At 66.6% G+C, this 26,110-nt stretch carries 29 protein-coding genes and 4 pseudogenes; 11 read left to right on the top strand and 22 right to left on the bottom strand.

Going from position 1 to position 26,110, the window contains the following annotated elements:
- The first annotated feature begins 4 nt into the window (after positions 1 to 4).
- The 5 genes from AQJ66_RS09030 to AQJ66_RS09050 all read left to right on the top strand — a co-directional run bounded on the left by AQJ66_RS09030 (position 5) and on the right by AQJ66_RS09050 (position 4,524).
- Positions 5 to 1,288, top strand: coding sequence for an MCE family protein (locus AQJ66_RS09030; protein WP_061919381.1), 1,284 nt, complete (start codon positions 5 to 7; stop codon positions 1,286 to 1,288).
- Positions 1,285 to 2,574, top strand: a complete 1,290-nt coding sequence (locus AQJ66_RS09035) for an MCE family protein (protein ID WP_061918917.1) — start codon at positions 1,285 to 1,287, stop codon at positions 2,572 to 2,574. The genes AQJ66_RS09030 and AQJ66_RS09035 overlap by 4 nt, the downstream gene beginning before the upstream one ends.
- Entirely contained in the window at positions 2,571 to 3,044 is a 474-nt protein-coding gene (locus tag AQJ66_RS09040; protein WP_244162780.1) for a hypothetical protein, read from the top strand. Before AQJ66_RS09035 ends, AQJ66_RS09040 begins: the two co-directional genes overlap by 4 nt.
- Positions 3,045 to 3,078: 34 nt before the next feature.
- Positions 3,079 to 3,864: a hypothetical protein gene (locus AQJ66_RS09045; RefSeq protein ID WP_244162781.1), complete on the top strand. Its 786-nt coding sequence runs from the start codon at positions 3,079 to 3,081 to the stop codon at positions 3,862 to 3,864.
- Between the two features lie 462 nt (positions 3,865 to 4,326).
- Positions 4,327 to 4,524: a hypothetical protein gene (locus AQJ66_RS09050; protein WP_061918924.1), complete on the top strand. Its 198-nt coding sequence runs from the start codon at positions 4,327 to 4,329 to the stop codon at positions 4,522 to 4,524.
- 133 nt (positions 4,525 to 4,657) lie between these two features.
- Here the strand turns inward: AQJ66_RS09050 and AQJ66_RS09055 are convergent, their stop codons facing one another.
- The 14 genes and pseudogenes from AQJ66_RS09055 to AQJ66_RS37095 form a co-directional block, all read right to left on the bottom strand.
- Positions 4,658 to 6,142, bottom strand: coding sequence for an endo-1,4-beta-xylanase (locus tag AQJ66_RS09055; protein WP_061918926.1), 1,485 nt, complete (start codon positions 6,140 to 6,142; stop codon positions 4,658 to 4,660).
- A 239-nt stretch (positions 6,143 to 6,381) separates the two neighbouring features.
- The gene (locus AQJ66_RS09060) at positions 6,382 to 6,681 is read right to left on the bottom strand and encodes a hypothetical protein (protein WP_061918928.1); all 300 of its coding nucleotides are present in this window, start codon (positions 6,679 to 6,681) and stop codon (positions 6,382 to 6,384) included.
- Positions 6,682 to 6,769: 88 nt separating this feature from the next.
- Complete coding sequence (locus tag AQJ66_RS38790) at positions 6,770 to 6,928, bottom strand: hypothetical protein (protein ID WP_159052547.1); 159 nt, start codon at positions 6,926 to 6,928, stop codon at positions 6,770 to 6,772.
- 39 nt (positions 6,929 to 6,967) lie between these two features.
- Positions 6,968 to 7,411 (bottom strand): nuclear transport factor 2 family protein, encoded by a 444-nt coding sequence (locus AQJ66_RS09065; protein ID WP_244162782.1) that lies wholly within the window; start codon positions 7,409 to 7,411, stop codon positions 6,968 to 6,970.
- 1,760 nt (positions 7,412 to 9,171) lie between these two features.
- Complete coding sequence (locus tag AQJ66_RS09070; RefSeq protein ID WP_061918930.1) at positions 9,172 to 9,618, bottom strand: hypothetical protein; 447 nt, start codon at positions 9,616 to 9,618, stop codon at positions 9,172 to 9,174.
- On the bottom strand, positions 9,615 to 9,881 hold the full coding sequence (locus AQJ66_RS09075; RefSeq protein ID WP_061918932.1) for a ribbon-helix-helix domain-containing protein: 267 nt from the start codon (positions 9,879 to 9,881) through the stop codon (positions 9,615 to 9,617). The genes AQJ66_RS09070 and AQJ66_RS09075 overlap by 4 nt, the downstream gene beginning before the upstream one ends.
- Positions 9,882 to 10,335: 454 nt before the next feature.
- Complete coding sequence (locus AQJ66_RS09080) at positions 10,336 to 10,800, bottom strand: hypothetical protein (RefSeq protein WP_061918934.1); 465 nt, start codon at positions 10,798 to 10,800, stop codon at positions 10,336 to 10,338.
- Positions 10,801 to 10,874: 74 nt separating this feature from the next.
- Positions 10,875 to 11,822, bottom strand: a complete 948-nt coding sequence (locus AQJ66_RS09085; RefSeq protein ID WP_061918936.1) for a sporulation-delaying protein SdpB family protein — start codon at positions 11,820 to 11,822, stop codon at positions 10,875 to 10,877.
- Positions 11,822 to 12,421, bottom strand: coding sequence for an SdpA family antimicrobial peptide system protein (locus tag AQJ66_RS40950; RefSeq protein WP_079060142.1), 600 nt, complete (start codon positions 12,419 to 12,421; stop codon positions 11,822 to 11,824). The genes AQJ66_RS09085 and AQJ66_RS40950 overlap by 1 nt, the downstream gene beginning before the upstream one ends.
- Positions 12,422 to 12,506: 85 nt before the next feature.
- Complete coding sequence (locus AQJ66_RS09090) at positions 12,507 to 13,181, bottom strand: sporulation delaying protein family toxin (protein WP_159052548.1); 675 nt, start codon at positions 13,179 to 13,181, stop codon at positions 12,507 to 12,509.
- Between the two features lie 205 nt (positions 13,182 to 13,386).
- Entirely contained in the window at positions 13,387 to 13,944 is a 558-nt protein-coding gene (locus AQJ66_RS40845; protein WP_341849409.1) for a hypothetical protein, read from the bottom strand.
- A 446-nt stretch (positions 13,945 to 14,390) separates the two neighbouring features.
- On the bottom strand, positions 14,391 to 14,738 hold the full coding sequence (locus AQJ66_RS09100; protein ID WP_061918942.1) for a GntR family transcriptional regulator: 348 nt from the start codon (positions 14,736 to 14,738) through the stop codon (positions 14,391 to 14,393).
- 191 nt (positions 14,739 to 14,929) lie between these two features.
- A pseudogene (locus AQJ66_RS09105) lies at positions 14,930 to 15,541 on the bottom strand (serine hydrolase); the annotation flags it as partial.
- Positions 15,489 to 15,830, bottom strand: a pseudogene (locus AQJ66_RS37095) (glycosyltransferase); the annotation flags it as partial. The pseudogenes AQJ66_RS37095 and AQJ66_RS09105, both read right to left, overlap by 53 nt.
- On the opposite strand from AQJ66_RS37095, the pseudogene AQJ66_RS09110 reads away from it, so the two are divergent.
- Together AQJ66_RS09110 and AQJ66_RS37100 are read left to right on the top strand one after the other, a co-directional pair.
- Positions 15,796 to 16,599, top strand: a pseudogene (locus AQJ66_RS09110) (helix-turn-helix domain-containing protein); the annotation flags it as partial. The pseudogenes AQJ66_RS37095 and AQJ66_RS09110 overlap by 35 nt on opposite strands.
- Positions 16,596 to 17,150 (top strand): flavoprotein, encoded by a 555-nt coding sequence (locus AQJ66_RS37100; RefSeq protein WP_079060144.1) that lies wholly within the window; start codon positions 16,596 to 16,598, stop codon positions 17,148 to 17,150. The pseudogene AQJ66_RS09110 and the gene AQJ66_RS37100, both read left to right, overlap by 4 nt.
- A gap of 113 nt (positions 17,151 to 17,263) precedes the next feature.
- Here AQJ66_RS37100 and AQJ66_RS09115 read toward each other — a convergent pair.
- A pseudogene (locus AQJ66_RS09115) lies at positions 17,264 to 18,139 on the bottom strand (relaxase/mobilization nuclease domain-containing protein); the annotation flags it as partial.
- Positions 18,136 to 18,633, bottom strand: a complete 498-nt coding sequence (mobC, locus tag AQJ66_RS09120; RefSeq protein WP_061918946.1) for a plasmid mobilization relaxosome protein MobC — start codon at positions 18,631 to 18,633, stop codon at positions 18,136 to 18,138. The gene mobC and the pseudogene AQJ66_RS09115, both read right to left, overlap by 4 nt.
- Before the next feature lie 250 nt (positions 18,634 to 18,883).
- On the opposite strand from mobC, the gene AQJ66_RS40955 reads away from it, so the two are divergent.
- Entirely contained in the window at positions 18,884 to 19,060 is a 177-nt protein-coding gene (locus AQJ66_RS40955) for a hypothetical protein (RefSeq protein ID WP_208611316.1), read from the top strand.
- Between the two features lie 592 nt (positions 19,061 to 19,652).
- Here the strand turns inward: AQJ66_RS40955 and AQJ66_RS09125 are convergent.
- Positions 19,653 to 20,153 carry a hypothetical protein gene (locus AQJ66_RS09125; RefSeq protein ID WP_159052549.1) on the bottom strand — a complete coding sequence of 167 codons (501 nt, stop codon included), beginning with the start codon at positions 20,151 to 20,153 and terminating at the stop codon, positions 19,653 to 19,655.
- A 257-nt stretch (positions 20,154 to 20,410) separates the two neighbouring features.
- A complete protein-coding gene (locus tag AQJ66_RS09130; RefSeq protein ID WP_061918950.1) occupies positions 20,411 to 20,725 on the bottom strand; it encodes a hypothetical protein in 315 nt (104 codons plus the stop codon).
- 147 nt (positions 20,726 to 20,872) lie between these two features.
- Between AQJ66_RS09130 and AQJ66_RS38795 the strand changes: the two genes are divergently transcribed.
- Both AQJ66_RS38795 and AQJ66_RS09135 read left to right on the top strand, forming a co-directional pair.
- Positions 20,873 to 21,013 (top strand): hypothetical protein, encoded by a 141-nt coding sequence (locus AQJ66_RS38795; protein WP_159052550.1) that lies wholly within the window; start codon positions 20,873 to 20,875, stop codon positions 21,011 to 21,013.
- 66 nt (positions 21,014 to 21,079) lie between these two features.
- The gene (locus AQJ66_RS09135) at positions 21,080 to 21,334 is read left to right on the top strand and encodes a hypothetical protein (RefSeq protein ID WP_061918953.1); all 255 of its coding nucleotides are present in this window, start codon (positions 21,080 to 21,082) and stop codon (positions 21,332 to 21,334) included.
- Between the two features lie 59 nt (positions 21,335 to 21,393).
- Here the strand turns inward: AQJ66_RS09135 and AQJ66_RS09140 are convergent, their stop codons facing one another.
- On the bottom strand, positions 21,394 to 22,002 hold the full coding sequence (locus AQJ66_RS09140) for a hypothetical protein (RefSeq protein ID WP_061918955.1): 609 nt from the start codon (positions 22,000 to 22,002) through the stop codon (positions 21,394 to 21,396).
- A gap of 449 nt (positions 22,003 to 22,451) precedes the next feature.
- Between AQJ66_RS09140 and AQJ66_RS37110 the strand changes: the two genes are divergently transcribed.
- Entirely contained in the window at positions 22,452 to 24,680 is a 2,229-nt protein-coding gene (locus tag AQJ66_RS37110; protein ID WP_159052551.1) for an nSTAND3 domain-containing NTPase, read from the top strand.
- A 309-nt stretch (positions 24,681 to 24,989) separates the two neighbouring features.
- On the opposite strand, the gene AQJ66_RS09150 is transcribed toward AQJ66_RS37110, so the two are convergent.
- Genes AQJ66_RS09150 through AQJ66_RS09155 form a run of 3 tightly spaced genes read right to left on the bottom strand, consistent with a single transcriptional unit; the run spans position 24,990 to position 26,085 of the window.
- Positions 24,990 to 25,220 carry a hypothetical protein gene (locus tag AQJ66_RS09150; protein ID WP_061919386.1) on the bottom strand — a complete coding sequence of 77 codons (231 nt, stop codon included), beginning with the start codon at positions 25,218 to 25,220 and terminating at the stop codon, positions 24,990 to 24,992.
- 53 nt (positions 25,221 to 25,273) lie between these two features.
- Entirely contained in the window at positions 25,274 to 25,663 is a 390-nt protein-coding gene (locus AQJ66_RS40005) for a hypothetical protein (RefSeq protein WP_079060147.1), read from the bottom strand.
- On the bottom strand, positions 25,657 to 26,085 hold the full coding sequence (locus tag AQJ66_RS09155; protein WP_061918959.1) for an ATP-binding protein: 429 nt from the start codon (positions 26,083 to 26,085) through the stop codon (positions 25,657 to 25,659). Before AQJ66_RS09155 ends, AQJ66_RS40005 begins: the two co-directional genes overlap by 7 nt.
- Positions 26,086 to 26,110: the final 25 nt, after the last annotated feature.

Here is a 26,110-nt window from a genome sequence, read left to right on the forward strand (position 1 = left end):
CAAGATGCGGACGGCCGCCTGGACGGTGGTCGGCTCGCTGCTGCTGACCGGCTGCGAGTTCAACGGCTGGTACGACGTCCCGCTCCCCGGCGGCGCCGCCTCGGACGGCCACGCCTACCACGTCACCGTCGACTTCCGGGACGTCCTCGACCTGGTGCCGCAGTCGGCGGTCAAGGTCGACGACGTCACCGTCGGCGCGGTGGAGAAGGTGGAACTGGACGGCTGGCACGCCCGCGTGCGGCTCAGGATCGCCGACTCGGTGAAGCTGCCCGGCAACGCGGTCGCCGATCTGCGGCAGACCAGCATGCTCGGCGAGAAGTACGTCGCCCTGTCCCCGCCGGCCGGCACGCGGCCCGTCGGACGGCTCCGCGACGGCGACCGCATCCCGCTGTCCCGCAGCGGCCGCAACCCGGAGGTCGAGGAGGTGCTGTCGGCGCTGTCGGCGCTGCTCAACGGCGGCGGGGTGGCCCAGCTGAAGACGATCACCGTCGAGCTGAACAAGGCCCTCGGCGGCCGCGAGGACCGGGTCAGGTCCCTGCTGAAACAGCTCGACACGTTCCTCGGCGGCCTCGACGACCAGCGGGCGGAGATCGTGCGCGCGCTGAAGGGCGTCGACCGGCTCGCCGAGCGGCTGAGGAAGGAGAAGAACACGATCGCCCTGGCCGTCGACACCATGCCGCCCGCCCTGAAGGTCCTCGCCGACCAGCGCAGGGACCTGACGAAGATGCTCACCGCCCTCTCCGGACTCGGCAGGACCGGCACCAGGGTGGTGAACGCCTCCCGCGCCGACACCGTCGCCGACCTGAAGAAGCTCCGGCCCGTCCTCCAGGAGCTGAACAAGGCGGGCGACGACCTGCCCGACTCCCTGGAGATCCTCACCACGTACCCGTTCCCGCGCAACGCGACGGACGCCGTCAAGGGCGACTACGTCAACCTGAAGATCACCGCCGACCTCGACCTGGCGGACCTCTACGGCAACGTCACCGGCAAGCCCGGCAAGGGCGGGAAGTCCCCGGGCCCCGGGACACCGCGTCTTCCCGGCGTCCCCACTCCCGCCCCCCTTCCGTCCTTGCCGTCCCTGCCGTCCGCTCCGCCCCTGCCGTCCACCCCGCCCCTGCCGTCCACCCCGTCCGTACCCTCCGCGCCGCCGACGCCCTCCAGCGGCAGCTCCCTGCTGTGCCCGCCGGTGTGCACCGCCGCCTACGGCACCGGGAGCGGCTCGCGCCGCCTCCCGCCGGGCACCGACACCGGCCTCGCCGAGCTGATGCTGAAGGGGATGCTGCCGTGATCACCCGTACGGTCAAGGCCCAGCTGCTCGCCTTCGCGACCGTCACCGCCCTCGGGGTGTCGTACGTCGGCGCCCGGTACACGGGCCTGGTGGACGACGTCCTGCACCGCGGGTACACCGTGCGCGCCGACTTCGCCGAGTCCGGGGGCATCTTCTCCGGCGCCGAGGTCACCTACCGGGGAGTGCCCGTGGGCCGCGTCGGCGACCTGCGGCTTACCGGGTCCGGGATCTCGGTGGCGCTCAGGATCGAGGACGGCGCCCCGCGGATCCCGGCCGACACGCTCGCGGTGGTCGCCGACCGCTCGGCGGTGGGCGAGCAGTACGTCGACCTCCAGCCACGGCGGTCGGGCGGCCCGTACCTCGAGGACGGCACCCCGATCCCGCGCAGCCGCACCCGGACCCCGCTGCCGGTCACCGACCTGGTCCTCAGCCTCGACCGGCTGGTCGACTCGGTCGGCAAGGACGACCTCCGGGTCACCGTCGACGAACTGGGCAAGGCGTTCGCCGGCACCGGGCCGAACCTGAGCCGGCTGGTGGACTCCGGCGACGCGCTGGTGGAGTCGGCGTCCGAGTCGCTCCCCCAGACGGTCTCGCTGATCGAGGACTCCCGGAAGGTGCTCAAGACACAGGCCGACAAGGGCTCGGCCATCAAGTCGTTCTCCCGCGACCTCGCCACCCTCACCGCGCAGTTGAAGTCGAGCGACGGCGACCTGCGCCGGCTGATCGGCAACACGGCACCCGCCGCGCAGGAGCTCGACTCCCTGCTGAAGTCCACGCGGCCGCACGTGCCGGTCCTGCTGGCCAACCTCGTCAGCGGCGGCCAGATCACCGTGGCCCGGCTGCCCGGCGTCGAACAAGCCCTGGTCACGCTCCCGCTCACGGTCGCGGGCAGCTACACGGTCATCCCCGGCGACGGCACCACCCACTTCGGGATGACCGTGAACGCGGACGACCCTCCCGCGTGCACCCAGGGCTACGGCACCCAGCGACGCGACCCCGCCGACACCCGCACGCGCCCGGCGAACACCGACGCCCGCTGCACGGCACCGCGCGGCGGCAGGACCTCGGTGCGCGGAGCGCAGAACGCGCCCGGCGCGACGACCGGCCGGCAGGGCGCCGACCGGGCCGCGTTCGTGGCCCCGTACGACCCGGAGACCGGCACCGCGACCGGCCCGGACGGAACGCCCGTCGAGATCGGCTCGACGGGCGGAGAACAGACCGTGTTCGGAAAGGAGTCGTGGCAATGGCTGCTCGTGGGACCGATGGCGGGAGAGGCGCACGCATGAGGCTGCTGTCGGCGGGGCTCGCCGCCGCGACGGTGCTGACGACCGTGCCCTGTGTCTGGCTGGGCCTGAAGCTGTCCGACCAGCGCGCGGCGGAACAGCGCCGCCAGGACATCCTGGCGGCGGCCCGCCAGTCGGCGCTGAACTTCACGTCGCTCGACTACCGGCACTACGACCGGGACAGCGGCAACGTGCTGAAGGGCGCCACCGGCGAGTTCAAGAAGGAGTTCGCCGCGCAGACCGCGCACCTGACGAAGCTGGTCGCGCAGAACAAGTCGGTGTCCGAGGGGCAGGTCCTGGAAGCGGGCATCGTGCGGTCCGACGCGCGCACGGCCCGGGTCCTGGTCGTCGCCGACAGCAAGGTGACCAACACCGCCGCGCCCCAGGGCCAGGCGCGCACCTACCGGCTCCAGCTCGACCTCGCGCGCGTGTCCGGCCGCTGGCTGACGTCCGACGTCGCGTTCGTGGGCTGACCCACCCGTGAGTCCATCGATGAGGAGAGACACCGTGGCGCATCAGACCGCCCGTACCCGCGGCACCGGCTCACCGGCCCGCCGCACGATGACCGCCGCCGCCCGCGCGGCAGCCAAGCGCACCGGGCGGTCCGCACGCCCCGAGCGCGGTGGCCGCCAGGAGGAGCAGACGCCCTCCGGGCGCACCCTGCTCGTCGAGCCCCCGGCGAACGGCTGGGAGGACCCGCCGGAGCCCGAGTCGCCCGAGTCGCCCGAGGCGCCTGAGTCTTTCGAGTCGTTCGAGGGGGAGCGGGAGGACGGTGCGCCCCAGCACACGGCCGGGCGGCGCGTGCTCACCGCCGTGCTGGGCGTCGTCCTCGTCGCGGCCCTGGTCGCGGCCGCCGTACTCGGGTGGCAGTACCGGCAGGGGCGGCAGGCGGAGCAGGCCCGCGGTGAGGCCCTCGCGGCCGCGCGGAAGGCGGCGCCGGTCGTGCTCTCGTACGACTACCGGCACCTGGACCGGGACTTCTCCCGGGCCCGCGCCCTGCTGACCGGGCACTTCCGCGACCAGTACGGCAAGACCACCAAGGCGGTGGTCGCGCCGACCGCGACGAGGTACCACGGCGTGGTGAAGGCGACCGTGGCCACACCCGCCGACGGCGGCGCCCCGGCGGCCTCCGTCGTGTCGGCCGCACCGGACCGGGCCGTCGTCCTGCTCTTCGTCGACCAGGTCACCCGGAGCACCCAGGTCCCGCAGCCCCGGCTGGACCTGAACCGGGTCCGCATGACGCTCACCCGCACCTCCGACGGCTGGAAGGTGAGCGGCGTCGACGCCCTCTGACCCCTCCGGCGCCACGCCGTACGGCGCGTGCGACGCCGTCGCCCTCGGCTGTCGTGCCGGCGGGCCCTGCACACCCGCCGGCACGCCGAAAATTCGATAAACCCTCACACGGTTCACCGTCAGGTCACGGTGAACCTGAATATCCGTCATGAACAAGTCGTGAATCGATGAATTCGACGCGGGCGGCCGTTTCGGACGCCGGCGGCAATCACCATGTCTGCATCCTCTCAGCAGCACATGTGAAGAAGTCGGTGTCTTCGGTCATTGCCCGGTCACACCGGTGAAGACGCATTCCGGTCCGCGTCCCGTCCGGGACCCGGTCGACTGGCCGCCGCAAGGTCGGCCTGATTTGATCCTTGGCGTGGCGCCGACTCGCCCGAGAACGAATTCCGGTACTGGCGCCGGAAGCCGAGCGGGCGAACGCTGCCGTTCAGAGTGCTCATTCGAAGGGAACCGCGCGTAATGAACTTCGTCCCCCAGGTCGCGACGACCGAAATCTCCGACGCCGACCTGGACAACGTCTCCGGCGGTCTCGCGATCGGCGGCTCCGGCGGCCTCTGCGTCGAGACTCCGATCGCCTCCGTCGCCTCGGACCTCCTGGCTGTCGCCACCCCCGAGGGTGTCACGACGGGCATGGCCTTCCACACCGCCGCTCACTGACAGCGGCGCCCGGTCGCCGGGGCAGGAGCGGCCCGCCGGCTTGTCGGCGGGCCGCTTGCGCCCTGCGGTCCGGGCGCGGGGGCTCGGAGACCGGCCAGGCCAGGGCAGGCCAGGTCGGTCAGGGCGGGTCAGGTCAGGAAGACGTCCTAGCGGTGGCGCCGCCGAACGTCCATTTCTGGTTGCCCCCGTTCGCGCACGCGTACAGCTGGATCTTCGTGCCGTTGCCGGTGCCCGCGCCGACCGCGTCCAGGCACAGTCCGGACTGGACTCCGGTGATGGAGCCGTCGGAGTTGATCCGCCACTTCTGGTTGTCACCGCCCCAGCACGTGTAGATCTGCGCCTTGGCGCCGTTGCCGGTTCCCCCCGCGTCCAGGCACTTGTCGCCCAGGATCCTGAACTCGCCCGCGGAGGTGTAGGTCCACTGCTGGTTGCTGCCGCCGGAGCAGTCCCACAGTTGCAGCTGTGTGCCGTCGGTGGTGGTGGAGTTGGGATCGTCCAGGCACCGTCCGGAGCCGACGCCCTTGATCGCGCCGGTGCCGGTCCCGGGCGGCGGGGTGGTCGGCGGCGTCGTGGGGGGCGTCGTCGGGGAAGCGGCGTTCAGGGTGCTGAGCACCGAGGAGTACGCCGCCTTGCTGTTGCCGTTGTTGTCGAACAGCAGGGGGTTCTCGCCGGTGCGCCAGGAGTCGCTGTCCCGGATGCCCCAGACGGTGATGCCGGTGCAGCGGGCGACGTTCAGACAGGCCTGGACGGTGTTCGCGTAAGCCGTGGCCGGGGCCTGGGCGATGTCGAGTTCGGTGATCTGCACGTCGACGCCGAGCGCCGCGAAGTTCGACAGCGTGGTCTGGAAACTGGCCGGCGGTCCGCTGGAGCTGAAGTGGCTCTGGAAGCCGACGCAGTCGATGGGCACGCCCCGGGACTTGAAGTCGCGCACCATGCGGTAGACGCCCTGGGTCTTGGCGTCGCTCCAGTTCTCGATGTTGTAGTCGTTGTAGCAGAGCTTGGCGGCGGGGTCGGCGGTCCGCGCGGTGCGGAACGCCTCCTCGATGAAGCCGTCGCCGAGCACGTTCTGGAACACGGACGAGCGGTGCGCGCCGCTGCCGCCGTCGGCGAAGGCCTCGTTGACCACGTCCCAGGCGTAGATCTTGCCCTTGTAGTGGGACATCGTCTGGGTGATGTGGTTGTCCATGACGCTGCGCAGGGTCCCGGCGTCACCGATGGAGCTGACCCAGCCGGGCAGTTGCGAGTGCCAGACCAGGGTGTGACCGCGCATCCGCTGGCCGTGGGCCTGCGTGTGGCTCATGATCTGGTCGCCCGGACCGAAGTTGAACGACCCCCGGGACGGTTCGACGGTGTCCCACTTCATCTCGTTCTCCGCGGTGACCATGTTGAACTCGCGGTCGAGAACGGTGGAGTACGTCGAGTTGCCGAGCTTGGACGCGGCAACGGCCGTACCGAAGTACCGGCCCGACTGCGCGGCCGCCGCACCCAGCGAACCAGCCGCCGAGGCATTGGTCGCCATGGTCGCGACACCGACGAGCGCGAGCGACGCGGTGACGGTCACGCCGGTCGTCGCGACCAGCAAGCGTTTGTAGTGATCATGCCAATTTAAGAGACGCATGCGGGGGGTTCTCCTTCGCGTGTGCGGGTGAGATGCCGGCAGCCGGAGCAGGCGAAAGTTTCGTTGTGCCTGCGAACTTTTCGGGCACCCTAGGGCCGCCCAACGGGTGCGTCAATACATCTCGACCGACACGGATCGTGCGGCGCCATGGTTCAAGCCGCATCGTGTGGCCGATGCGGGGGTGGAAGGGCGCCGCGGAATGGCGCCGCAGCGTTTCGAAACTTTCGAAGCGGCAGCCTCTACGTGCGCACGCGGCCGACGCGCTGGCCGATGTACTGCATCACTCCACCGCAGACCAGCATGAGCAGGCTGCAGGGGAACACGATGTCGGCGGCGGTGAGGTCGTGCACCGTGCTTCCGTAACGGGCCAGCCCCATCCCCGCGCCGAACAGCAGGGCTCCGGAGCCCCACAGCCGCGGCCGCAGGATGTACCCCCGCTGCCACGGCACGGCCCGGCCGGTCGTGAGGGCCAGGACACCCGTCACGGCGTAGAGCACCACGACAGCCGCCACGGCGACCAGTGAGATGACGTGCAGCATCGAACCCCCTAGCGCGGATTCCCGATCGTGGCACCACGTGACGTGGACGGCAAGATCCACCGCCTGTGGATGCGGTGGCTCCTGGGGATCAGACCACCGGGTGGACGGCGTAGCCGCCGAGGAGGTCGGCGTAGACGTCGACGGAGGCGGATCCCCCGTTGTACAGGTCGATCTCGCCGTCGGCGCCGACCTTCACCAGTGCGCGGTTGGCCGCGGCGTGTCCGGCGGTGAAGTCCACGGAGTGCACGCCGGGGCCTCGGACAGCTCGCCTGGTGAACGGTCGACGTCAGGAAACACCCTTCCGCAACGACGCGAGGAGTCGGTCAAGGTCCCCGCGTGCCGTGTACGTACGGATCGGGTCGATGTAGTCGCGTGACTCGATGATCTGACCGTCCCGGATACGCATGACGAAGACGCAGGGCACCTTGGCCGTGGAGTCGTCCGGCAACGTGAACTCATAGGCGAACTCGGCGACGATCACTTCAGGATCGGCGGTCTCGTGGACGACGACATCGACGACCCGCCTCTTCGGCAAGGACTCCCGAGCTCCTGGCGGCACCGTGAAGTGCTCCTGGAGCGCACTCCGACTCGTCAACGGCTCGGACTCCGGCGTCGCCATCGGATGGCGGACATCGGTGACCTCGCCATACAGGTCAGGCAACTCGTCGAAATCCCCGCCGGCGACCCCATGAACAAGCCGGAGAAACACTTCGCGCGGACTCAGACTCACAGGACCTCCCCAAGCAATACGCACAGGCAGCTAGTGATCATTATCGCCTGATCCAGGCCGGTCTTGCGGACTGTTTTGGCCAGCAGCATCCACCCGCCTGACTGACGTGCCCCATGGCCGCCATCCTGGACGCGGACATGCGTTCAGGTCCGTACGCTTCACCTGAGAAGTGCGCCTTCGAGAGCAACGGTCAGGACCCTCGACACGTCGTATCGCTGCAAGGCAGGGGCACTTCCCGCGTTTCTGATCAAGTGGGGCACGGCACCACTCGTGAAGCCCGAGGTTAGTGGCACGCTTGTGGCGCGACCCCGGACACGTCGAAAGAGCCAGCCTGGGAGGAAAACCCTCCCGAGTGGCCCATCTCGCTGTGCCCCCGGCAGGATTCGAACCTGCGACACCCGCTTTAGAGTTCGATCACTCCTCGGCACCATCGGGGAGACACCCTGCCACGCTGGCCATGCCAGAGGGAGCGCTGGCGTCCGGCGCCGTTGATGTCACTCGTGGGCGCGACTCAGTGACCCGGACCGGTATCCCTACCCCTTCCACCCCGATCTCGGCGGCCTCATCTCCTGGGGTTCGGACGAGCACGGCAGCGAGTACTACTTCCTCGCGATCGAGCCGGACCCTGATGAGTGGCGCATCGTCGTCAGCAGCGAGTGCAGCGAGTGGGGCGGGGCCGCGGTGGCCGCGGCCCGGTCACAAGCACGCTGGCCGCCCCCCGTACCCGGTCAACGAGGCTGCCCATGAGATCGGTTACGATCCGCCGGTTCTCGGGGCGCGGTTCATCGACAGCGCCGGCCGGCATGCGGTAAGCCGACCCGGCGCCGAGACTGTGCTTCGCCATGGCGGCCGGGGGCTTCCCGGCCTCTCCTCCCTTCCGGGCCCGGTCTCCGTAGGTGGTGCCGACGGGCTCTCCTACGAGGAGCCGCCCGGACGGCACCGGCCGCCGGTCCAGCCAGTCAATGATTTCCGACCGTCGGAAGTAGTCCTGTCCGTTGGAGCGCCGCGGCGAGGGGAAGCCGGTCTCCTGATTTTCCCAGGCCGTTACGGTCGGTCGGCTTACGCCTGCGAGCGTGGCAATCTCCGCTCGTCCGAGCAGCGGATCTCCACCGGTTGGCGGGTACGACATGAGCGCGGAGTCCCCCTTCAACTGCGCTACGGCAACTGGCTAATGGAGAGTGAGCCCAGAAGCGCGCGGCCATGCCGAGCAACTGCGCACCCGGAGTGCGCAATCCTCTCAGCGGTTGTTGGAGCTACGTTGTTGGGGCGTTGACCCTGTGACGGGGCTTTAGGCGCCATCTCAGAAGACGTGCTCGCCGCTTGTTGTTTGAAGAGGGTGTTGGTAGGAGCCTGTTCGGTCACATGGCCGTGTGCCACCCTGCCGGGCAAGGCGCTGCCTCATCCATGCCGGATGAACATGGACGCGTCATGCTGCTGCGAGGGGATGCGACGGGGCGGTCGACGGGACGGTGGCGCCTTCTGGCCTCAGATCGATTCGTGTCTGATCGTCTCCGTCAACAATGGGGAGCCGCCTGCAGGGGTATCGGCGGCTCGGCCGACTGTCCACGCCCCTCGGCGAGGCCGGCGACTGCTGGTTCCGGGCCATGTCCTCCGGTCCCCGCAGCTTGTGGAGAGCGCGTGGGCCTCTCCGTCCCGGCAGTCGGGTTGACCGGACGTAACGGAGGGTCCCATCGGCATACGGTCAGCGGTCAGCCGGAGGAGCGGGTGAGTCGTCGGAGTGAGGTGAGGGCAGCGTTTCGTCAGACCTTCTCGACTCGCACGGGGTGTCCCGCGAGGAGTTGAGCCATGTCTTCGGTGTCGGACGTGAAGACGGTTGCCTCAGCTCCCTGCACGGCTTCTCGCCCTGCCACAGCCGCCAGAATGGCGTCGATGGCGTACTTGTGGCCGTGCAGACCAGCTGCCTTCAGCATGTCGCGCGCCATGGCGATCACCTGGTCATCCGTGTGCAGGACGCGGATCCGGGACAGCGTCCAGTTCCACAGTGCCTGCCTCGACGTCTCGCGAGGGTGCCATGCTTCCAAGGTCGTGAGTGCCGACGTGACGATCGGGATGTCGAGCCGCGGAGCCGTTTTGATCAGCGCGGCCATCTCTCGATCGCCGTGAACCGCCTTGGAGAGTGCCTCGGAGTCGAACACGAAGACGCGCTGTCGTGGCCGGTGCAGTTTCGCTCGGGCGGTGTGGCTCACGCAGCCTCGCCTGAATGCGAGTGCTGCTCGTCGTGCCAGCCGTCAATCGCTGCGATGCGGTCCAGCGCTGCCTGCTGCTCGTCGTCCGTCACGGCGCCGTGCTCTTCTTCCAGGCGTTCAGCCAGCTCGCGCAGTCGGTCCATGGCGTCCTGATGAGCTGCGGCGGCCGCAATGTAACTGGACACCCCGCGGGCATCGACGCGTTCCTTGATCGATTCCACCAGCTCTTCCGGCACGGTGATGGTGATCTTCCGGGTTGCCATACTTTAAGTATGCCATGTCTTGTGCGTCGTGGGTGGGTGCCTCGGCTGCCGTCATCCTTGGCGGCCACTTCACGCTGTGCCCGGGAGGGCCGGAGTCAGGGTGTGAGGGGCGTAGAGACCTTGCGGAGCTCGTGGTGCCTGGCGATCCGCCCGCTCACGCAAACGGCCCCGGACGAAACGTCCGAGGCCGAAGGGAGCCCCTCCATGGGAAAGAAGTCCCAGGTCAGAGCGGTAATGCACTGTGCCCCCGGCAGGATTCGAACCTGCGACACCCGCTTTAGGAGTTTTCCCGGGGTAGGGCTGTGACCTGCGGAAACGTCGATTGCAGGGTGTCTGACCTGGGAAAGCACCCCTCCGCAGTTCTCACGTGTTCACGGGGTTTCCCGGCCTCGTGTGTGCTGGATCCGTTTTGCCGGGCACCTCGAAGGAGGCTCTTGGCAGTCGCACTCGACTGTCAAGGGGAGACGGAGTTGCCCCGGGTCTCTTCGGCCTTGGGTGCAGCGATAGGCCATGAGGTGATCGTCTGCCAAGGCGAGCACGAGGTTGTGTCCTTGGTGCCCTTGCACACCGCGAGGTAACCGGTTGTGGTGAGCCGATATGCCTGCCGGATGGCAACGTCCACTGCCTTCCGGCCGCATACGTCGGCCTGCTTGTGGGCCGGAGCGGGGATGATGTCGAAGACGAACTTGGTCCAGAGCGAGTAGCACCCATCTCCGGCATTGGACAGGGTGCCGTTCACGATGAGGCTGGGGGAGGCGAGCGGGCCGTCGCTCTCCAGCCAACGCTGCCCTGAAGCGCTTGCCGTGTGGTACTGCGCGGACCACGGGACGGTATTGGCTGGTGCAGCCGTGGCGGCAGTCATGGTGATCAGGGCCGTGCCGAGGGTGGCCGCTGCGATGAATCCGGTGCGTAGGTGCATCAGATGGTCTCTTCCACTGTTTCGTAGGTGGCCGACGAGGAGGATCTTGCGCGGCTGGAGTGCGTCGACATGAGTCAGGAAGCGAGGGCCGTACTCTGCGTCTCCGGCCTCTCGGGCTGCGAGGCGGTGGTGCGGGCACGGGGCCGGATCAGCCATGCGAGGTCGGGATCGTGGCCCAACGGTGCCAACAGCAGCAGCAGTCCCGCCCACATGGCCAGGGCGAAGCTCCATAGCCCCATGACCACCGCGATGCCAAGATGAAACAGGATGCCGGCGGGCAGCAGCATCCAGCGCACCTTCTGGGGCAGCAGCAAGGCCGCTGCCAGGGACAGCTCCAGTACCAGGGGGAGCCAGGTCATGATGGCGACCCCAACCGGCTGTCGGGCTACGGCGTCGAGGAGGGGGCGCAGCCAGCCCGAGGCCCCGAAGTCGTAGTTGTTGATCCAGTAGTACAGCGCGGTGCCGTCGGCCCACTCGGCGTGCGGCAGTTTGGCCACGCATGCCTGGAAGTACACGAGGGACATCTGCAGGCGGGCCACGACCAGCGCACTGGTTCCCACCAGGGCGAGGTATCTGCGGCGCTGAGACAGAGCGGACTGTGGTGGCTGTTGCGTCTGCCAGTGCCACTTGCGTTTGTCTCCGATGGCGACGAGCGCGATCAGGAGGCTGAGGATCCACGTGATCTGGTCGCCGCCGTCGGGGATGGCGATGCCGGTGAACACGCTGAAGGATATGTAGGCGTGGGGGATGGCGGTCAGGGCCGGTCGCCATCCGCTGGCGACAAGCAGCAGGACGAGACAGCAGAGCCAGCGGACGATGTCGTAGTCCTGGGGCGACGCCAGGCACCACGCGCCGGCTCCGGTCACGCCTTGGCACAGCGGGTACTTTCCGACGCCGGCTACCTCTCTGAAGAGGGTGGCGGAGTCGCTGCACATGAGTGTTCCGAGCGTGCCGAGGGCAAGCAGTGTCCTCGCCCAGCCGTAGCCAGTGCTCCATGGCAAGGTGATCGTGTGGCGGCGCATCAGCACCTCACCTTCAGCACCATGACGCGTTCCGGTGAGTGACTGTCAGCGATCAGGGACCGCCATGCCCAAGGAGTGGGACGTTCCTGCAGCAGGCCGATCGTGCCGCACAAGGTGGGCTCGGGAGAAGCATTTTTGATCGTCCTGACCGGAGCGCCGAAAGTGGTGAGGCAGCTGTCGCGTGTTCCCGTGCAGGGGCGCCAGTCCTTCTCTCGGGCGGAGGAAAGAACGAGGGCAATCTCCACGCCTTGAGCCCGGGAAGCCCGGTTGAGCCCAAAAAAGTTTCGCGGCGAAGAATGGGGGCCAAGAGCCAGCGATCGCCAACTGCCGGCCTGCTTCCCGTAGGGTCTGATTTCTGGGTCGCGGGGAGACTTCGTGAAGAAAGCCCATCCTTGCGGCGCCATATTGACCACGGTATGCCTCACGCTTTTCTGCGCAGGCAGTGTAATGGCGTTCTTGGGAAGCTGTTCCTGGGCTACGTAGAGAATGAAGGCTGACCAGACAACGCATGTGAGTGCAATGGCACGCCTGGGGAGTGTGACAGTTTGGTCACCGGTCCGCGAAAGTCTCGCGTATATATGGCGGATTGATTTCTTCATAGTGATCCTGGCCTGCTCGCCGACTGGCGGGCGCGCTGCCGAGGGGACGGAGAGTCTGCAGCCGCTCCGTCCCTTCGATCACGCCTCAGGCGGCCTTCAGCGCCTCCGTCACCTGTGCCACGGCCTCGTCGCGAGACAGCTGCGAGCCGTCACCCGCTGTGGGTTCCGCACTCCAGAACCAGTTCTTGCCCTTGACGAAGTTCGCGCCGACGGCAACCGTCACCGTGACAACCGCACCGGCCGCGGTCAGGACCGCCGCCACATGGACCACAGCGGCGGCAACCGCGACGGTCACGCCACACTTCTGGCCGTTCTCGACAGGGTTGGCGGCCTTGTCCCCCTTGTGTGCCACGGAGAGGAGCATGGCCTGAGCCTTCGTCACGGCCTGCTCCACCTGACGGGGGTCACCGCTGCGCGTCTTCGCGCTCAGCTCTGCGAAGAAGCCGGGAGACCTCTTGTCGATCAGGTCGATGACCGCGTTCGCCGCACGGACCTGCTCGGGCGAGTCGTTGCGGACGTGCTTGCGCGCGTCCGCGAAGAGGTCGAGCGTGGCCAGCCGCTCCCCGACCTTGCCTTGGCCGAAGAAAAGGCCGCGGAATACGTTCTCCCCGTCAGTCTTCGCCGACACCGACGAGGACGCGGCGGCCACTGCAGAGGTCTTGGCGGCAGTATCGGCTGTCGCGGCGGGCGCGGCAGCGACACATACAGTTGCCGCAGTCAGACCAGCGACGGCGAGCATTCCGCGCTGTTTGATATTCAATTGGATTCCCCTCGTAGGATGAGTCGCGCCGAGGGGAAGCAACGTGTGGTCAGCACGCCCCCCCGGTGCGTGATCTCTTCTCAAGGGGGATCATGACACGTTTTCTGAAGTGCGTCGAACCTTTGTGCTGTACTTCACATGTCAACATTTTCAATGTTCCCCAAGCTTCTGATGGATCGAGGGAAAAGGTTCAGCCAATCTCTGCTCAGCCAGTCTCTGCCCTATTCAGTGCGTTCAGCAGGGCTGCCCCGCGTTCGGCGTCATCGATACTGATGGCGAATTCCTTACCCTTGTCGCGGGTGCGAATGACGAGGCATTCTCCACTCCGCAGCATGACTGTGGTACCGAGACCACTGAACCGGTAACCCCAACCTCCGACCTGCGCGGGGGAGCGGTCCTCCGTACGGGCCGAGTCGATGTCCGCGGCCGGCCACCGCCGGGCCGGCCAGCCAAGCGGGCCGAACGCCACCTCCAGGCCACGCTCGGATGCACGTGCCTGCACCGTGGCGCAGCCCGCGAGCACAATGGACGCGAATGCGAAGGGGGCGAACAACGCCCACAGAGGCCCGGAAGCGGCCAGGCCGCTGATCAGGGCAATCAGTGCGGCCACCGCCACAAGGCCCGTCGCCGCGGCCAGCAGTTGAAGCCACGGGTTGCTGGTGCGGGAGAGCCACACCAGGCGCTGCCCGCGAGGAACCTCCAGGGTCGACCCGGAACTGCTTGTCGGGGCCGCCGGGGCAGAAGTACGGCTGCGCGTGTTCACGATCCACGCTACGACGGCTGCCGCTACCGCGGCCGTGGCGAGGGTCGCGGCAATCCACGGCGTGGGTTGGTGGGCCTGGTGCCAGTCAGTGTGGCCGAGGTTCGCGCGGATGATGGACGCCTGCGCACCGCCCAGGAGGATGCCCCCGGAGAGCAGTACGGCGGCGGTCCACGCCCGCGCCGCGGAGCCTGCGGTGGTTCGCGATCGCCGCACTACCAGATGCGTGATTCCTGACAGAGCCAGCCAAATGGTGGTTGGAAAGAGGGACGCTGCCCAGAGGGGCATGGAACCATCGGCGGTGTCGCGCCCGAGGTCCCAATGCGTAGCCACTCGCTGTGGCAGTTGCCCACGGGCGACCCAGGGTAGAGCCGCGATCAAAGTGGCAGTGCCCACTGTCCAAACCCCGGCAGCCCAGCGTGCGCCGCGCTTGGACTTTGCGCCGTCGTTCACGATATCCCCCTGATCATCTCGATGAGATCGGTTCGGCTGTAGCCCAGACGCGCCGCCTCCGCCACCAGTGCCTGCACCTGGTCCAGTAGCCCGGACCGCTGGTCGGCACCGTCTGCAACGGTCACGCCTCGGCCTCTGCGGAACTCGAGGAGTCCCTCGTCCCGAAGACTGCGCAGGCCCCGCAGAACGGTGTTGACGTTGACGTCCAACGCCAGGGAGAGGTCACGGGCCGACGGCAGGCGGTCCCCAGGCCGGCATTCACCGTCGGTGATGGCGCGCCGGATGGCGCTCGCAACCTGCTCGTGCAGGGGCCGGGTGTCTCTCTGGTCCAAACGCAGCAGCATGATGCTACTGACGATAGCACCATTGGGTTGATGAGTGTGGGCGCTGGCGAAAGCTCATCGGGTTTGCGTGACAAGGTTGCACCGCACCCCCGATGAATGATCAGCGCCGACCGGCTCGGCTCTCGGCTCCGGCTGGGTCACATCGGCCGAAGTCCGGCCGTCGATGTACAGGTAGTCGTAGCTGAGGGGGCTCAGCCGACAGCGAGCGCCCTGAACGCATTGCGGATCCCGGTCAGCGGCCGGCGGTCGCGGGTGTAGTAGAGCTTGTTGGTCAGGAGCACGGCCCAGCGGCCCTTGGTGGGGGAGATCCACATGCCTGTTCCGGTGAAGCCGTAGTGGACCCAGATGTCCTCCTCAGCGGCGGTGCCGGGAGCGGGGTGCCAGAACAGGCCACGAGCCGGCGGGAGCTCACCCGTCTGGATCGTCAGTGAGCGCGCGGTCCACTTGCTGCCGAAATCGGCCCGGGATGGGGACATGGCAGGAGCGAGCATGTAGCGAAGGAAGGCGGTGAGGTCGTCGAGGACGGTGAAGACGCCGGCGATACCGCAGACGCCGCCCAGGAGGCGGGCCGAGAAGTCGTGGGCGACTCCCTTGAGGTGAGTGTCGGTGTCCTGGACGAGTTCGGTCGGCGCGCAGCGGGCGGCGTTTTCGGCGGGCAAGGGGCCGAAGCGAGTCGAGGTCATGCCCAGTGGCTGCCAGGTGCGGACAGCGGCCAGTTGGTCCAGGGGCCGGCCGGAGAGGTGTTCGGCGAGGTAGCCGAGGATGAGGGCGGCCCGGTCGGTGTACGTCGGGGATGCCCCAGGGGATGTGGGTGATCTTGCGGCGTTCGATCTGCGGGGCGAGCTTGAGGAGGCGGTCGGCCATCGCGTTGGTGGGGACCACGATGGCGTCGGCGGCCCTGGCTGTTTCGCGTAGCACTTGGAGCTGGTCCCGGCGGGTCTCGGCGAAGAGCAGGTCCGTACCGTGGACGAGGGCGATCCGGGGATGTGTCGGCAGAGCGTGGATGAGGGCCGGGGTGGCGCCGAACGCGAGGTGCTGCAAGTGGAGGACGTCGTGCACCCTCCCGAGCCTGATCGCCGACCTGCGACTGGCGGCCGGTGATGCGACGGACAGGGATGCCGTGTCCCGGCTCCTGGCCACGGCGTACCAGACGGCGACGAGCCTGCTGCTCAAGCAGCACGACCAGGGCAGCGCATGGCTCGCCGTCGGCCGGGCGATGGCAGAAGCCGAACGCTCAGGCGACCCGGTCGTTCTCGCCTCCAGCGTCCGTGTCCAGGCCCACGTCCTGGTCCGCGAGAAGCACGCCACAGAGGCTGTCACCCTGGTCCGGCACACCGCGGACCAGCTCACCGGCTCCTACGACCGGCGTTCACCGAAGTACCTCGCCGCCGTCGGACTGCTGCTCCTACGCGGTGTGACCGCGGCCAGCAGTCGTGGTGATCGCGCGGCCACGAAGGAATTCCTCACCGAGGCGAAAGAAGTCTCGCGGTACGTCACTCTCGACCGGCCCGACGCCTGGGCCACCTTCAGCCCGACCAACGTCGCCCTGCACGAGCTGAGCGCTCTGGTGGCCTTCGGCGACGCCGGCCTCGCCCTTCAGGCGGCCCGGCCCCTCATGCGCCGGCACATCCCGGTGCCCGAACGCCGAGCCGCACTATGGGTCGAAGCGGCCCGCGCCTATAGCCAGCAGGGCCGTCTTGCTGACGGCTACCAAGCCCTGAGGATCGCCGAGACCTGCGCCGCCCAGGACATCCGCCGCCCCGACGTCCGCCACCTGGTCGCCGACATGGCAGCCCGCGACCGCCGACGTACTCTGCCGGAACTGCACCACTTCAGTCGCCAACTGGGAGTCCCCGCGTGACCGAACCGACCGCCCCGGACAAGAAGCCCTTCCTGTACGTCGTCGTGTGCGCGGCGGGCGTGGCCCGTGACGTCGGCAAGCTCATCACCGCCGCCCAGGAGGCGAACTGGGATGTCGGCGTCATCGCCACACCGCAGGGATTTGGCTTCATCGATGCCACAGCGATCGAGGCACAGACCGGTTACCCGATCCGCTCCGCCTGGCGTTCACCGGGAGACCCGCGCCCCCTGCCCCCGGCGGACGCGATCGCCGTGGCTCCCGCCACCTTCAACACGATCAACAAGTGGGCCGCCGGGATCTCCGACACCCTTGCTCTGGGCATCCTGTGCGAGGCGTACGGCATGGGCATCCCGACCGTGGCTTTGCCCTACCTGAACTCCGCCCAGGCCGCCCACCCCGTCTACCAGCAGAGCCTGGACCGGCTGCGGGGTATGGGGGTCCTGATCGGCTCCTGCGAACCGCACCGGCCGAGGGCCGGCGGCGCGGCGGAGCGCTTCCGCTGGGAGGAAGCACTGGACTTGCTGGAGCCTCTGGTCAGCACGGCGCGGTGACTCCGTCCGTCACTTGGTAAGAGGGTGTATCCCCACGGCTGACGGCCTCGAGACGCGAGGCCGTCCGTGCCGGAATTGCCGGTGTCGCGTGGGGGCCGCAGGCCCAGGCTGTGACGGGCTCGGTCGTGCCTGGCCGGAGTGTGCCGGTCGTGGTGTCCCCACGTGCGGGCTTGGGCGGCTCGTGCTGGATCGCTGGGGGCCTGCCGGGCAGCGAGGCGTTGGATGCGCCAGGTGAGGGTTCTGGCGGTGGAGCGGGCGTCGTCCAGGGTGCGCTGCCGTGCGGCGTGCTGGAGGAGCTGTTCGGGGTGGTGGCCGGTGGTCTCGGCTTCGGTCAGGGCGGCGGCCAGTGCGGGCCAGGCGGGGTCGTCGAGGACCTGGTCGGCGTGGTCGGGCAGGATCGCGATGATGCGCTGGGCGTGGCGTTTCATGGTGCGGGCGGGTGGCTGGCGCTGGGCCAGGGCGGCCAGCGGCTCGGCAGCAGCCTGTTGGTAGGCGGCCTGCTTCTCGATGGCCGCGAGTTCCTTGTCCGCGGTCAGGTAGTCGTTCCAGTGGCGGGCGGTGCGCAGGTCGCCTCGGACCTTGGTGGCGGCGATGTGGATGTGGTCGTCGGCGTGGCGTACGGCGACCCACCGGCACCCATCGGGATCGCCTTGTGGCGCGATGCCGGTGGCCGCCACAACGCGGTGCGCGATGTCCGCCCACTCGGCGTCCGTGAGGTGCCGGTCGCCGGGGGCGGCACGTACCGAGCAGTGCCATACGTGCCGCTCGGGCGCCCGGCCCAGTCGGCGGGCTTGCTTGACCCGCTGATCGAGGTCGGCCACGAGCTGCTTCTTTGTGGCGTCGAAGTCGTCGGCGCGGCCGGGATCGGGCGCGAAGCCGTCCCAGGAGGCGACCAGGTGCGGGTCTGTGTGGTCCTTGGCCTTCTTCGTGTCGAACAGGTACCGGATCAAGCCGGCGGTGCTCTTGCCGCTGCCGATCTTGGCGATCACCGGGCCGCCTTCGCGGAGACGGCGTGGTTCATAATCTGCGCGATGTCGCCGATGGCGGCGCGGACGGCGCCCAGGGTGCGTTCGGTCTGGGCGAGGACGGTGGCGTCCACCCGGTGTGGATCGCCTCCGGCATTGAGGCGGTGGGCGATCTGGTTGACGTTGTTGCCGATGCGGGCGACTCCGGACCGCAGGGCGTCGAGCTTGTCGAGGCAGTCGTCGAGCTGGGTGCGCTGTCCGGCTAGGCCAACGGAGAGGTCGCCGTCGAGGTAAGCCATGATCACGGCACCGACGAGGTGGGCGCCTGCGATGCCCATCTGGCGGGCGCGGGCGATGATCCGGGTCTTCTCGTCCACGCTGTAGCGGACATCGACACGCTGCTTGCGCTGGACGTCTTCGCGGGTACGTCGGCGAGCGATACGACGCAGGGTGACTTCGTCGGCGAGCGCGGCGGGGGACTGCTCGGCCGCGTCGGCGGGCGTTTCCTCCTCGGGCACCCCCGGTGCCCGAGGTCCTCCGCCCCCGGGGCGGAGGTGTCCGCGTTGGACCGGCCCTTGGACGGTCCAACGTCATACCTTGCTGCGCTGGTGGCGGTAGTGATCATCTGCTGCGGCAGTCTTGGCACTTCGTGGTGCGGGTCGTGCATCGGGCGGTTCTCCGTGCGTGGTGGGAAAGAGGTCATGGCTCCAAGACCGCTCGTCCCGCGGCGGGCTGCGCGGGGACGAGCGGAAGGAGTCGAACGCGAGGGTGACGGACGTGCCTGCGGACTCAGTGGGCGCCGACGGGTTCCTTGTCGGGCTCGGGCTGCCGCCGGCGGGCGGCCTGGTCGAGTTCGGCCTGCACGTGGTCCTTGATCTGGGTCAGGCGGTCCTTGCCGATGCGGCACCCAGCGGCGCGGATGGCCGCCTCGATGTTGCGGCGTGAGGCGCGGTCCCCGCGTCCCAGTGGTGCGGTGCGGGCGATAGCGAGCAGCTCGTCGAAGGTGGCGTCGCGTTCGTGGCCGCCAGCTGCCCGTAGTAGCCCTGGTACTCCGGCTTCAAAGCGCCCTGCATCAGCGACTCAAGCCGCTCAACCAGCTTCTCGTACCGGCGCCGGGCCAGATCGTCCTTCGCGGGCATATCGCACAGCTCCCCACCTCTGCCCGCAGCTCGTGTGTGCCATATGTGTGCTGCGAGTGCGAAGGCCCTCCCGTCCGTCGGACGGAAGGGCCTCTGACCAGTTGTTTCTCTGTGCCCCCGGCAGGATTCGAACCTGCGACACCCGCTTTAGGAGTTCGATCTGCCCGAGGCCTGGTCGCCCATCACCTCGTGCGTCGGCGGTGTCCGCGACCGTTGTGTGTCGCCCTCGTTCGGGGGCGTTGATGTCAGGGTTGGATGTCAGCGGAAGAGCTCCGGAACCGGACAGGCTCTCGAAGGCTCCTCCGGCCGGTCGGCCCGGCGCCATTACGGGCACACCAACGGGCAGGAACAGACCGGGTCATGACGTCGCCAGCGTTGCCACCTGGTCGGCCGAAGGCTCAGTAGAACTTCTGGGACGGCTGGGATGTCGGGCTAGGGCTGCCATCGGACTCGAGTCCGGCGACGCGCTGGTTGTAGTCGTCGACACTGCCAGGCTTCAGCACGTAGTCCTCGATCTGGCCGTTCGACTGCGGTACCTGCAGAGTAAGAGCGTCGCCGTCGAGGGTGCCGTCGATGACCGTGCTACCTAGCGTCAACTTCACCGTGAGGGTGACCTTCGACCCCTTCAACGTTCCTGTGACGACCGCACGCTGATGCTCCGGGCTGTTGTACTTCACCTCCGTCTCATCGAGGGTGCCTGTGATGGTGCCGTTCTGCGTCTGGGTCACAAGGAGGCTGACAGAGTTGTAGTCGCTGCCCACGAGCGTGTGTGGCAGCCCAGCGACCATCGCTGGCGCGATGGGCTCGGTACCGTGGCCGGAGCCTTTACCGGCGCCGCAGCCGACGGTTGTGAGTGCGCAGACGGCAGTGGCGGCGACGGCCGCACGTTTGTTGATCACAAAGCCCCCCAAGGCTGTTCAGTGCAGACCCTAGCCTCGGCAGGCCACGCCAGCAGGACGATCGACAACAGCCAGCAGGCCATGGGTCACCTCGGAGCGGTCTCTTCGAGGTGACCCGCAGTAGGCCCGGCGGCCCTACACAAACCGGCGCATCCGTGGGTCCACCTTTCCCAGCGTGCACGCCCAGAACATCATGTCGATCATCCCGACGGTCAAGCGCAGCATCAGCCGAACCAGCGAGACCGCAAGCCCCACCACTACCGGCCCGCTTTCCAGTCGGTGTCCAGGATCGCCGCATGCACAGCCGCGATGAGCAACGTGAACACCAACACGCCACCCGACCAGTTCTTCGCGTTGCCAACCAGTGACGCGACCATCGGCGTCCCCCAGGCGAAGATGGCATAAAGGGCGGGCACGTACATGGCGACGACACGCTTCTTCGCCGCGATGAAGAACAACGGCGGCGCCAGCAAACCGGCAGACAGCACTACCACGACAACCCACACCACCTTGTGCAGCGTGGAGCCATACATGCGGGCTCGGATCGGTGCGTTGATGTACGGACTACTCATCGTCCCCCCAACTCAAGACAGAGACGCCAGTGTGACCCACAACACGACCTCTTGTAAGGAGATTGGCGAGGCTTGCAGGACGTCCAAGGGCTCAGTGCTCCCAGGCGCCCGGCACACTGTCCCGCCACTCCACCCAGTTATCTGAGGGTGTTCCTGCTGCAGTTCAGCTCGCCAACAACGACAACAACAACGCCGACGTCGCGGATCCGCGTGCGGCGCACCGATGCCGGGCTGGTCATCTATGATCTCGCCGACGTCCATCGCCGTCGCGGCGCCCGTAGCAAGTGAAGCCCCTCTGGGTGAAGACGAAGCCGAAGCCCGTCCTCAGCACACCGAAGAAGGGACGATGGTCGCATGACGAAGCCACGCCTCAGCGAAGAAGAGCACGCCCAGATCGGACAGCAACTGGCCGAGATGCAGAGGGAACTAGTGCGCCTAGGGGGCAAGGTGGCAAACGCCTTCCCCCGCACGGGCCCTGAGAGCCTTGCGCACAAGAGGCTGACGCAGGCGGAGGACGCACTGAGGGACGCCCGCTGGGCGCTGGAGAGGGAGCTCTTCCAGGACTACCCCGACGCCGGCACTTCGGTGTACTACCCGCAGCAGCCCTGAGCCTGCTGGCACGCTGAGACCGGGCCCCGCCGTCGCCTACCGTTGGTGGCCGGGCCCGCTCACGCTGGTAGCGGACGATCTGGCTGTTGCTCGGTCTCCTCAAGCTTGCCGTACGAGTCCAGCGACCAGCGCACCCCGCCGTCGTCGGTGAAGTACAGCGTGGGGCGGTTGTTGTGCACTGTGGCTGACGGCCATCGCTGAGAGTGGAAGCGAACCCTTCGGCTGGGGCCCACCAGGTGAAGGGGAATCGTGCGTCGTTCCCCCTGGTGGGCGTGCAGAGACTCCCGACTCAGCTCATAGGCCTCGGCTGCCGTGTAAGCCGAGCCGAAGCGGACTTCCACCTGGTGCACGGGCGCATCGCTGCCATTGCTCGCAATGACTACCCAGTGGTCGTCCGGCCCAGCATTCCCCTCGGCGTCGGGCGTCGACCATGCGGGCTGGTGATGCATGCGCACGCGCCGTGCTTGCGCCCACCGCCGATCCTCGGCTGCAGAGCGCAGTTCAGCACGTTCCAGTTCCATCGTGGCCGACTGCTCAGCGATGAAGACCCGTTGTTCTTGGATCTGGTCTCGCTGACTCTTCAACGTCCACACCGCTGCACCCGCTGCTGCCGCAGCGAACACCGTTCCGAGCCACGTGGGGACGTCACCCCAGTTGATCACGCTCATGTGCGCGATTCTCACCCGCTCACCAGACCGGACGCGCCAGAGTGACGAGTTCGTGACACTGGCCCAGGGCTGGCGGGTGGTCCGCTAGTCGGCGTGGACAGGCTCGCTGGCCGCCTCGATGCGGGCAGCCGGCCTTGTGGCACGAACCTCAGCCGACGACAGCCAGCCACGACGGCGGGCTTGCCGAACGATCACGCACGCGTGTGTTTCGGTGCACCCCCACCAGCCTCAACCACGCTGCTCTGCCGTCGATCAGAGCAAGCGGCGCCAGCCGGGCCGTAGGGCGACTCCGTACCGGCCTCTTCAAGCTAGCTTCGGAAGCTTCGGAGTCGACCACATCACTGAAGCCTTCACCAGAGTGACTGACAAGCGAACAGCGCCATTGTTGGGACACTAAGCGCTACGATCTCTTGCTGGCGCTTGGCCTCTTGTCGGCACGGGGAGGTTCTGTGGATCTACTGGATCTTCAGAAATTGTCTGACTTTGATTTTGAAAGTCTCTGCAAGGATCTCTTTGAGAGGATTCTTGGTGTTCGACTGGAGATCTTCACCAGCGGCCCCGACGGGGGGATTGACCTTAGATATATAGGTCCTGGTAGAGAGAAAGTGATCATCCAATGCAAGCATTGGATGAAAAGCGGAAGAAGCAAGCTCTTCAAGCATCTCATCGAAAAAGAGCTATCCAAGGTTCGCCGCCTTAGCCCGACACGTTACATCCTCGCCACTTCGGTGGAAATGACACCAGCCGCTAAGGAGAAACTGGCCGCGGAATTCCGGCCATACATCGTCAATGAGGGCGACATATTCGGTATCGATGAGATCACTTCTATCTTGCGAAATCACCCAGATATTATCCGCAAGCACATTAGACTGTGGCTGAATGATGCCACAATCCTCGAATCTGCCATTGCAAGAAACATCATTCGGAGGTCGCTGCATTTAGCTGACGACGTGAAGGACACCCTGCGGACGTATGTGCCCAGCAGGAACCTTCGACTAGCACTGCAATTCGTCGAGGAAAATCACGTCGCCCTCCTTTCTGGTCCGCCTGGAGTGGGCAAAACCACGCTGGCCCAGGTGATTTGTGCTCATTATGCGAGCAAGGGTTTTGAGCTTGTTGAAGTATCCGAGAACGTAGAAGATATCTACAGAGTCTGGGATGACAAGATTCCTCAGCTCTTCATTTATGACGACTTCCTCGGGCAGAGCTCGCTAGGCGATAAACTATACAAGAATGAGGATGGTCGCCTTCTCTCGGTGATACGGAGGGTGCGAAGAGAGCCGAACAAGCGACTAGTCTGCACAACTCGGGGCTACATCTTGGAGCAAGCGCGCCAACGTCATGAACGGCTCGATCGCGAAAACCTAGATCCCCTGACGTTTCTGGTTGACTTAGACACCTTCACTCTCGAAGAAAAAGCACAAATTCTATACAATCATGTGCACTGGTCGGATTGGCCGGCATCCGCCAAAGAGGATTTCGCACAACCAGAAACATATCGTCCGATTATTAGGCATAAAAAATTCAACCCTAGGGCTCTTTCTAACGTATTTTCCGTTCCTTACGATCCCGATCGAGGAACTCCGAAGTCGCAGGTCATAGCCGTTCTTAATGATCCCATGGTGGTGTGGCGGCATATTTTTGACCACCAGTTGGGGGACAGTGAGAGAAGGATTCTTGTCCTGCTCTTCTCTATGGGATCAGAATCTTCTGCGGCCTCGCTAGAGGAGGCTTTCCTTGAGTGCAGGGCTGGCAGTGTGGCAAATTTCCGAAACAGCCTAAAGGTACTTGAGGGGACTTTCGTTAAGGTCGCCGCAGCGCCCTACCGTAGGCAAGTAGAGTTCGCGAACCCTTCTGTAAATGATTTCATTCTAGCTAAACTGGCAAACGAACCTGATTGGCTTCAATGGGTTCTAAGAAATCCCTATTCTTTTGATCAAGTCGTCCATCTTTGGGATGCCCACACCGGGCCTTGCGATGTAGAGGCTCCGGCCAAGGTGAATTTGATGCCCCACGCTGCCGACTTGGAGAGAGCCGCTCTGGCTACGCTGGATCGGCGTGAAACGGCAAGCTACGACAGGGCTGGGCGGCTGCTTGCCTGCCTTCGGATTGCGCAAGAACTGGCTCTATCGGAGTTGGCACAGCAGGCTGCTGACAGATTGTCGGTCCAAGGCTGTGTTTACGACGCTCGCGATCTCGACGATATACCGCACCTAATTCGACTCACGCATGAATCGCGACATGCGAGGGTTCGCGCACTCCATGAATCCGTCAAGCTGGAGGGCTTGACCGCCCTGTTTAATAGAGATCGACAAGAATACGGCCTGTTTAAAGCGGCAATGTATGCGGTGCAGCTGTCAGACTTTGTGGACCCCTCCATTAAGGAGGAGATAATTCAGGCTGCCGATGAGAAATTCAAGGGCGTATTGGATCGGCATTTTTTCGAATCCGATGACCTTGATTCCTCCTTGTTGGGGTACGGCCTGGATTATATTAGGCAGTACGACGACTGGCAGGAGCGTTGGCCCATGGCTTCTGATTTTATGACCTACCCTGACTTGGAATCGGAAGACGGAGAATTCGAGGATAGCGAGGAGGCGTTCGACGTTGATCCGGAGTATATTGACGGCGAGGCCTATTTGATCATGAGCTCTCTGCGAATTGTAAATGACGCGTAGAGCATGGTGATTTTTGAATGTGCGACGCACGGCTGACGGAGTGGCTTTGAGGTGGCGCTGCTGGGGTGCCGTAAGCGTGTAGCGCGCTGGGATGGTGGTCGGGGCTCGCGCCAACGTGGCTGCGTAGAGCCGTGGAACCGACCGCCCCAGCCGCTAAGCCGCTTTGGCAAGTGGCTGTTCGCTATGAGCGCGGCACGGGCGCCGGCCGGGCTGGAGCGGGACGGAGGCAGGAGCGCAGGCCCGGCCGGGGGTCGGGCCGCGCGCGGGGAGCGGAGCGAGCCGCCTTGAACCAGTAGAGAAAGTTGTAACTCAGTCGGCTCCCGAGCTTCGGGCCTCCGTGATGCGGCGGCCGTGTTCGGCAGCTAGTAGCAGGGACTGGGCTACTCGTTCGGCGTCGTCGGGGTGCAAGTAGATCTCCTGGGTCCACAGCACGGACAGGCGGACTGTGCCGTTGAGAAGGTTCGTTGCCACGTCCACCTCGACGCCGTTGCCGGTGGCGTCGGTGACGTTCAGGTCCAGGTCGCTGCTGTAGGCGCTCATGTCGCCGAGCATGACTGAGGCCCGGCTTCACGTACGAGACCGGGCCTTCGGTGTCAGATGAGAGGGGACACCCTGGGTCTGGGTCTGAACTCGTAGGCGCAGGGCGGGAGCTCTGTCCGGTGAGCTAACGGTAGGTACGTGACCGGTCGGATGGTCCAAGTGACGCGGGTGCCGGCGTGTGTGACTGACACCGTGCAGGGCTCTGACCGCAGAAGGGCTCGTCTGGTCTCCGCGCGACCGTCGTGCAGCCACTCCCACGCCTCGTCGGAAGCGTCCGGATCCAAGGCCGGCGAGATCGTGCGGAGGGCGACCGCCACCCACCGGTCGGCCTGTGGTGCCGAGTAGGCGTCGAGGGATGCCAGGAGTGCTGGCCCCCGCTGCTTGGTGAGGTCTTCTGTCCAGCACTCGCACCAGAAGCCGCGGCGGGTTTCCTGACTCAGCACGGCTGGCCTCCCCGCAGCGCGTCCGCGTAGAGCTCCGCGGTGACCGTGTGACCCTGGTCGCTGTCGTGGATCACGACCCGGTGAGCGATGGCGCTGACCATGCCCAGGCCACGGCCGTGCTCGGCGTCCTGGTCCTGGTGCTCGACCTTCGGGGCCGTGGCCGTACCGCCGTCGTCCGTGATCGATACCGCGACCACCTGAGCGGAGACCGCGACGGCTAGGTGGAAGCTGCCGTACCCCCGGCCGCTGGCCGTGTGGAGAATCGCGTTCGCGCTCAGCTCGCTCACGATCAGTTCGGCGTCTTCGGCTAAAGGCGAGCCGCGCAGGATGTCACGGGTCCATCGGCGGGCCCGGCTCACTTCTTCCGGGAATCCTGGGCAACTCAGCCCCCAGACCCGAGCCTTACTCGTATACTCGTGCATACAAGTTCCTTTACGCTGGTAGGCC

Source organism: Streptomyces bungoensis (assembly GCF_001514215.1).
Taxonomy (GTDB): domain Bacteria; phylum Actinomycetota; class Actinomycetes; order Streptomycetales; family Streptomycetaceae; genus Streptomyces; species Streptomyces bungoensis.

What these genes read in the sequence shown, in the direction of transcription:
- AQJ66_RS09075 (WP_061918932.1), bottom strand. Translation starts at nt 9,881, where the DNA reads ATGGCAACCCGGAAGATCACCATCACCGTGCCGGAAGAGCTGGTGGAA.
- AQJ66_RS09150 (WP_061919386.1), bottom strand. Translation starts at nt 25,220, where the DNA reads ATGAGCGCCTACAGCAGCGACCTGGACCTGAACGTCACCGACGCCACC.
- AQJ66_RS09100 (WP_061918942.1), bottom strand. Translation starts at nt 14,738, where the DNA reads ATGCTGCTGCGTTTGGACCAGAGAGACACCCGGCCCCTGCACGAGCAG.
- AQJ66_RS09060 (WP_061918928.1), bottom strand. Translation starts at nt 6,681, where the DNA reads ATGCTGCACGTCATCTCACTGGTCGCCGTGGCGGCTGTCGTGGTGCTC.
- AQJ66_RS09050 (WP_061918924.1), top strand. Translation starts at nt 4,327, where the DNA reads ATGAACTTCGTCCCCCAGGTCGCGACGACCGAAATCTCCGACGCCGAC.
- AQJ66_RS09140 (WP_061918955.1), bottom strand. Translation starts at nt 22,002, where the DNA reads ATGAGCGTGATCAACTGGGGTGACGTCCCCACGTGGCTCGGAACGGTG.
- AQJ66_RS09030 (WP_061919381.1), top strand. Translation starts at nt 5, where the DNA reads ATGCGGACGGCCGCCTGGACGGTGGTCGGCTCGCTGCTGCTGACCGGC.
- AQJ66_RS09155 (WP_061918959.1), bottom strand. Translation starts at nt 26,085, where the DNA reads ATGCACGAGTATACGAGTAAGGCTCGGGTCTGGGGGCTGAGTTGCCCA.
- AQJ66_RS09055 (WP_061918926.1), bottom strand. Translation starts at nt 6,142, where the DNA reads ATGCGTCTCTTAAATTGGCATGATCACTACAAACGCTTGCTGGTCGCG.
- AQJ66_RS09135 (WP_061918953.1), top strand. Translation starts at nt 21,080, where the DNA reads ATGACGAAGCCACGCCTCAGCGAAGAAGAGCACGCCCAGATCGGACAG.
- AQJ66_RS09130 (WP_061918950.1), bottom strand. Translation starts at nt 20,725, where the DNA reads ATGAGTAGTCCGTACATCAACGCACCGATCCGAGCCCGCATGTATGGC.
- AQJ66_RS09085 (WP_061918936.1), bottom strand. Translation starts at nt 11,822, where the DNA reads ATGCGCCGCCACACGATCACCTTGCCATGGAGCACTGGCTACGGCTGG.
- AQJ66_RS09040 (WP_244162780.1), top strand. Translation starts at nt 2,571, where the DNA reads ATGAGGCTGCTGTCGGCGGGGCTCGCCGCCGCGACGGTGCTGACGACC.
- AQJ66_RS09080 (WP_061918934.1), bottom strand. Translation starts at nt 10,800, where the DNA reads ATGCACCTACGCACCGGATTCATCGCAGCGGCCACCCTCGGCACGGCC.
- AQJ66_RS40950 (WP_079060142.1), bottom strand. Translation starts at nt 12,421, where the DNA reads ATGAAGAAATCAATCCGCCATATATACGCGAGACTTTCGCGGACCGGT.